Origin of the sequence: Mesorhizobium sp. (assembly GCF_004962925.1) — a bacterium.
GTDB lineage: Bacteria > Pseudomonadota > Alphaproteobacteria > Rhizobiales > Rhizobiaceae > Mesorhizobium.
In genome coordinates this window covers 1-720 of sequence record NZ_SUEO01000421.1, presented here as the reverse complement: position 1 = coordinate 720, position 720 = coordinate 1, and the positions used below count along the sequence as shown (strand labels likewise).

Below are 720 nucleotides of genomic sequence, written 5' to 3'. Positions count from 1 at the left end.
AGCGCGGTAAAGCCGACAAGCAGCAGCACCGCCATGGCCATCAGGGCAGCGCCGATCGTCGCGGCGAAGCGGCCGGAACCTGGTGGACGGATGTCGCATCTTGTCATGCTGGTCACCAGCTTCCCGATGAGCCGCCGCCGCCGGACGAGCCACCGCCGCCGGAAAAGCCGCCACCGCCTGAACCCGACGACCATCCCCCGCCGGAACTTCCCGACCAGCCGCTGGAAGACCGCCGGCTCGGCTCGAAGGTCATGCCCAGCCAGCGATAGCGGCCAGGACCGATCTTCTGGCCGAAGATCGGCGGCAGGATGGAGGCGGCGATGCTGCCGAAGAAGATGATCGCCCAGATGCTTATGAAGATCGCAAAGAACAGATCATCGGTGTTGAATGGCGCCTGCTGGTTGCGGGTCCCGCGCGCTTCCAGCTCTTCCGGATTGCCTTCCAGCACCATGACCATGTCGTCGACGGCCTTGGCTATGCCGCCGGAGAAGTCGCCTTCGCGGAAGGCGGGCACCATGTCGTTTTCGATGATCAGCTTGGTGTGCAGGTCGGTGAGCGTGCCTTCCAGCCCGTAGCCGACCTCGATGCGCATCTTGCGGTCGTTCTGGGCGACCAGCAAAAGCACGCCATTGTCCTCGCCGGCCTGGCCGAGCTTCCAGGCGCGGAACAGCCGGTTGGCGTAGGGCTCGATCTCCTCGCCGTCGAGGCTATCGATCGTCG

General features: G+C 65.1%; 1 protein-coding gene. It reads right to left on the bottom strand.

Annotated elements, in window-relative coordinates; all coding sequences use genetic code 11:
- Positions 1-112 precede the first annotated feature (112 nt).
- Positions 113-720: YgcG family protein (locus E5W87_RS35515; RefSeq protein WP_292408645.1), on the bottom strand; the 608-nt coding region annotated here is incomplete at its 5' end.